Raw genomic sequence first — 5,484 nt, forward strand, 5'->3', positions numbered from 1 at the left:
TATGGTGCTTATCAAGAACGAAAGCGTGTTCAAAGTGCTCGATACCGCCTTTGTAAATAACAGCCTGGCCATAATCTTCACAGTGCGGTTCAAGGTCTTTTATTTTAAATAAACGGTAGGTTGCCGAATAAAAACCGATATGGCCGACTTTTTCTTGCACCGATTCATTTTCAATAGTGATGACATCGTCTTCTACAAGCCTCGGGTCCAAAAAACCGACTTTTTTAGCTAGGTTTTCAAAATCGTTCCAGTAAAGTGCGCCGCTCAAACACTCGCCGTATAGGACTGGGTCCTCAACAAGGTGTTGGGGAACTCTCCGGTCTGAATAGACGTCAGAGAAGTAAAGCTCACCTCCTGGTTTTAGTACTCGATAGGCTTCTCGCAATACGGCTTCCTTGTCTGGTGAAAGGTTGATAACGCAATTTGATACGATGATATCAAAACTGTTTTCTTCAAGGCCAAGTTCGTTTAAACGTTCGATATAACCCAGCTTGAATTCTGTATTCTTGCTTGCGTAGCCGAATTTCTCGGCATGGTAAGATTCGTGCTCAAGTGCAATGGTAAGCTGCTCTTCTGTCATGTCGATACCTAAGACACGGCCTTGTTCGCCAACCCATTGGGATAGAACGTAGCAATCTCTGCCAGACCCGCTGCCAAGATCCATTACCTGCATTCCTTCAAGCACGGGTGGGGCAATTAGACCGCAGCCATAGTAACGGGCTAGTACCTCATCATGAACCTTGGCTAATGCCGTCTTTACATGTCTAGGTAAACCAGCGCTTGTACAGCAGGCGTTGGTTTTAAGATCTTCGGTTTTTTCTAATACTTTCCCGTAATAGTTTTTAACATCATCATGCATGCAGGGAGATCTCTCTTTGAATTGTTAGCGCGTGTTTCTGAACTTGGAGACAAGTAAGACAAGCAATAGTCTTAAACGTTCAAATATATAAAACGAGTAAATTATCACGCTTTCGTCTTTGAATATATAGGGCTTGTAGCCTATCTTTAAATCATACCTTTTTCGAACATTGTCCTGGAAATTTAGTGCCATGAGTGATAGCAGTTTTGATTACCTTGGCGGTAATTATTATATCAGCGCAGCAAGCTTGCTTCTCGAATACCGGATGTTTATTGACTCCCATCCGACGCTTTTCAAAATAAACCAAGCCAATTCATATTGGCCAAAAATGGTTTTCTTTTGCAATGAGCTTGAAAAATTTCCTGAGATCATGAAGGCACTTACTCGTGTCCATGTTTGTTCGCAAATCGACTTCGAAAGGGCTTTGTTTTGCAGTTGGTGTGCGTTATTGATTGGCCGGTCAGCTGGCCTCACAGAAGCTAACCAAAGATTGCTGTTCGTCGCTGGTTTACTGCAAGATATTGGTAAACACGCACCCGATACCGAGACGATTGAGTTTCCCACAAAGGTTAATGGCCCTTTCTTTTCTCCAGCTAGCTCGCTTGACGGCAGAGATATTCACCCTCTGATTAGTTCACGTTTAGTTGAAAAGTACCTACCTGAGCTAGAAGGGCTTGCGGAGCTGGTTCTACACCACCACGCACGAAATGACGGAACTGGCTTTCCAAATCTCATTGGTGAGCCTCAACTTGGTCTAGACGCCCAGATTTTAGTGATCGCCAATGAGTTAAGTGACCGCCTTGATCAGCTAGGTGGTCACAATCAGATATCTCATACCTTATCAAACCTTAGGCTCAATTCTTTTTTGTATTTTGAAAGGGCGCATCAGCATTGGATCACCTTAGTTGAAGCGCACCTGTCTAGCCCGATCGAGTCACCAAAGAACTCAAATCTGTTTCTTGATATTGAAAGCAAGATTAAAGAGCTCGAGAAAATGCTGTCGTGCTTACTCGTCGTCAGTGCTGAGCTACTTCCGTATGATTTTGACCTGAGTGTCCATGGTTTGCGTTCAATGATTCATCGTCTCGTTAGGCTTTCAACCGATACCGGAGTGTTTGATCCGAGCCTGTTTAGGCAGCGCACTGAGGGCGTTATTGGGATGAAGATCGATAACGACTGCTGTGAGCTCCATAATATTCATGAATGTACTGTTGTTCGTGACATAGCTATCATTTTAAAAGGATTACCTGAGATTCTCTCTCGAATGAGGGTACTGACGGGTGATATTCTTTCCTCCAAAAAGTATGATGCCAATTACAATTTAGTCGCCAATGCCAATGAACTTTTATATAAAAATATTAAGTTACTGGAAGGCAGTCGTTGTAGCATTTTTCGCTAGTCTGTTCGTCTAGCTTGGTAATCAATCTTTTGTTTCTATTTGGGTAACTAGCGCTATTAGTTTTACTCGAAAGTAGAGCACATACTTGGCTCATTTTTGTGCCATTATCTACTGTAAACTGACTCTTAACTAGGTAAGTCAATGCAAGAAATATTCAATCAGGCCCTTGCACTACATCAGCAAGGCAAGCTAGCGCAAGCAGAAAATATCTACCGTCAGATTCTTGATAAGGCGCCAGGTCAGCCCGTGATATGCGCACAACTTTCTCTATTGCTTCAACAAGCTGGAAAGCTGCCGGAGGCTTTCTCTTTCGCAAAAAAAGCAATTGAAGCCTTGCCTGAAGAGCATGAAGTCGCTTTACAGGGTGCTGGCTTGGCAGTACAGCTAGGTCATAATCAACAAGCCGAAACGTGGTTAAAGCAAGCTCTTCAACTTAAGCCCAAGCATGAAAAAGCTTTAGAGCAATTGGCTGGCGTCTTAATTGGGAATCACAAAGAAAAGGATGCCTTAGGCGTTTGTAAATCTTTAATAAAAGTCTCACCGAAAAATGCAAATGCCTATAACTTAAAAGGCTTAGCGCTAAGTCGTTTAGGTGAGGGGGAAAAAGGCTACAGCTGTTTTCAAAAATCTTTGAAACTCAACCCTGGCCAAATAGCAGTGATTCGGAATCTTATCTTGTATGGTAAGGGGAGAAAAGAGCCTCTATTAGAAAGCATCATTCCTCAGTTGGAGAAAAGCTTTTCTCAGCAAACACAAGCGCCAGCAGTTCAAATGAACGTCGCGTATATTCTGTCAATGTATTATGAGCGAAGTAAGAAGACCGATAAATCATTCATGTACCTGAAAATGGGAAATGACATTGCTCGCAAAGGCGTAAATTATCAGCATTCCCAGACAGAAAATGACTTCAAAGCTATCTTAAACGCTTTTGACGAAGGTTTTTTAAATGAAGTAAAGGGGGCGCAACTTTCAGATGATTCACCAATATTCATATTGGGTATGCCGCGCTCAGGAACGACGCTAATCGAGCAGATTATATCTAGTCACTCGCAGGTCGAAGCGGAAGGAGAGATTCTTGACCTGAGAGAAAGCTTTAGAACGCACGGCGAGATATTGAATAGCGATATCTCAGCAGATGATAAGGCTAGCGCGTGTGTCGCAGTCATGACTGCTTATTTAGATAAGCTTAGAGCTAGACAGAAAGCTACGTATTTTACAGACAAGATGCCCTATAACTTCATGTTTGTTGGGCTTATCTTAACTGTAATGCCTAACGCTAAAGTTATTCATTGTACACGTGACCCGCTTGAAACCTGTTTTTCTATTTATAAACAAAATTTTTCTGGTTCCCCAGCATACACTAATGATTTAACAGAGCTGGGCCAGTATTATATCGCCTATAAAGACATGATGAAGCATTGGCAGAACCTATTTGGTGATCGTATTTATGAGGCTAATTATGAAGCGATGGTGGATAACTCAGAGCACCAGATTAACAACTTACTCGCCTTTTGCCATTTGGAGCCAGAGGGTGGCTGCTTCGAATTTCATAAAAATAAGCGCGCAGTGAGAACAGCGAGTGTCGCGCAAGTAAGGCAGCCTATATATAAAGATGCCAAGCGAGCATCGGCGCCGTATGAAAAATATTTGGCGCCTTTGATAGAGGTTTTACAGAACGTAGATTAGATCAAGTCTAATTTGCGTTCACTCCAAAGTTTCTCGGCAAATGCGAAGGCGTCCTTCTGTGAGAACTCTGGTTTTAAAGATTTTAAGGCGAGGGCTGTTGTACCGATAATGGCACCTAAGGCATATTCGTCTTCTTGCTCACCACGCCAAACTTGCTTAAGGTAGTTAACCGTTAAATCCTGCCCTTTAACGTGTCTTCGCTCAAATTGAGAAGGCCACTCTTCTTCAGTAAGCTCTCCCTTAATCGCTGACTTTACGACCATGGCATTATCAGGATTTCGCTCAATCTCTCCGCCTTCACCTTTTATTACTGAAAGTGATCGGTACCCTAGTAGTGCTCCAGCCTCTTGATGAAGGCCGCTATAGGGGGGGTGGAATATTCCTTGGAGTACGCTATCTGCGTTCAAGGGATTGATCAGTCGCGATAAAGAATGAACAGGGGAACGCAGCCCCATCAAGTGACGCATATTGATCATTTCGGCCAAGCGTGGGCTAATCGCATCGAGTGGCAGGTAAGCAAAGCTTCTAACATTCATACTGTCTGCAACTTCTTCCCATGAGCGTGAGACTGGTATTCCTAGTTCATTAAGAATATTTTCAGTATACAGGCGGTTTGCAGTATGACCACTTGCGCCGTGAATCATGACTCGATAACCGGCTTGAGCCAGCAAGAAAATTGCTGGCAGGTACCAAGGTAGGTGGCGTCGTTTTCCGGCATAGGATGACCAGTCAAGATCGGCCGCGATTGCGGGGGTATTAAGTTGCTCTTTAACGGCCTTTACAAAGCCGCTGAGCTCTTCAGCAGATTCTTCTTTAACGCGTAATAGCATAAGGAAGGCGCCCAGCTGCACGTCTTCGACTTCTCCCTTTAATATCATGTTCATTGCTTCAAAAGCTTCTTGTTCAGTAAGGGAACGGCTGCCTTTTTTACCTTTGCCCAGTATTCTTACAAAGGGTGCAAATGGGTGTTCTGCTTTCGCTTGTTTAATATTTACGTCTGTCATACGGGGTCGACTTCCTTAAAAAAGGTAAGTTTATAGGCAATTGGTTGGTTTGGGTAAGCCTGCGATCTTACTGGCTAGCTTTGCGGGGCTTCCCGGAAACAGGGTCATCAAATAGATGCTATTTCCTTTATCTTCCCCTAAGGTCTCTTTTATATGCTTAACAAGAATGCGCATAGCAGGTGAGAGATCGTATTCGAGGTAAAAGCTGCGCAGGGCGTCTAATATTTCCCAGTGTCCGGGCGTTAGCGTTAAGCCTTCCTGCAGGGCTATTGCCGCAGCAATGTCGCGTGACCAGTCATCCAGGTTTACTAGAAAACCTTGCTCATCAAACTGGATATTTTTTAGCGTGTCTTGATCGCTCATAATATGTGTTTAGCAAAGGCTAGATTTAATACCAGCTATGCACTTTTTCATGCTTGATGGTAAGTTCAACCAAGTCATTGTAATCAATTTTACAATAGTCTACCGGGATTTTTACACCCCTAGCCAAGGCATCTTCAGTCAGTACAAAAATCGTCGCGGCAATACAAGACCAT

6 protein-coding genes are annotated in these 5,484 nt (G+C 43.4%); 2 read left to right on the top strand and 4 right to left on the bottom strand.

Going from position 1 to position 5,484, the window contains the following annotated elements; genetic code table 11:
- Positions 1-859, bottom strand: an 859-nt coding sequence (locus A3761_RS19035) for a methyltransferase domain-containing protein (RefSeq protein ID WP_068750695.1), incomplete at its 3' end; no start/stop codon positions are given.
- Between the two features lie 190 nt (positions 860-1,049).
- Between A3761_RS19035 and A3761_RS19040 the strand changes: the two genes are divergently transcribed.
- Both A3761_RS19040 and A3761_RS19045 read left to right on the top strand, forming a co-directional pair.
- Complete coding sequence (locus tag A3761_RS19040; RefSeq protein WP_068510800.1) at positions 1,050-2,258, top strand: HD-GYP domain-containing protein; 1,209 nt, start codon at positions 1,050-1,052, stop codon at positions 2,256-2,258.
- Positions 2,259-2,399: 141 nt separating this feature from the next.
- Positions 2,400-3,944, top strand: a complete 1,545-nt coding sequence (locus A3761_RS19045) for a sulfotransferase (RefSeq protein WP_068510798.1) — start codon at positions 2,400-2,402, stop codon at positions 3,942-3,944.
- Here the strand turns inward: A3761_RS19045 and A3761_RS19050 are convergent.
- From A3761_RS19050 to A3761_RS29070, 3 genes are read right to left on the bottom strand one after another with little or no spacing between them, the layout of a single operon-like run.
- Positions 3,941-4,948, bottom strand: a complete 1,008-nt coding sequence (locus tag A3761_RS19050; RefSeq protein WP_068552770.1) for a glycosyl transferase family protein — start codon at positions 4,946-4,948, stop codon at positions 3,941-3,943. The genes A3761_RS19045 and A3761_RS19050 overlap by 4 nt on opposite strands.
- A gap of 30 nt (positions 4,949-4,978) precedes the next feature.
- Positions 4,979-5,311, bottom strand: coding sequence for a TusE/DsrC/DsvC family sulfur relay protein (locus A3761_RS19055; RefSeq protein WP_068513637.1), 333 nt, complete (start codon positions 5,309-5,311; stop codon positions 4,979-4,981).
- A gap of 25 nt (positions 5,312-5,336) precedes the next feature.
- Entirely contained in the window at positions 5,337-5,474 is a 138-nt protein-coding gene (locus A3761_RS29070) for a DsrH/TusB family sulfur metabolism protein (protein WP_369808233.1), read from the bottom strand.
- Positions 5,475-5,484 lie beyond the last annotated feature (10 nt).

This window comes from Oleiphilus sp. HI0123 (genome assembly GCF_001635315.1).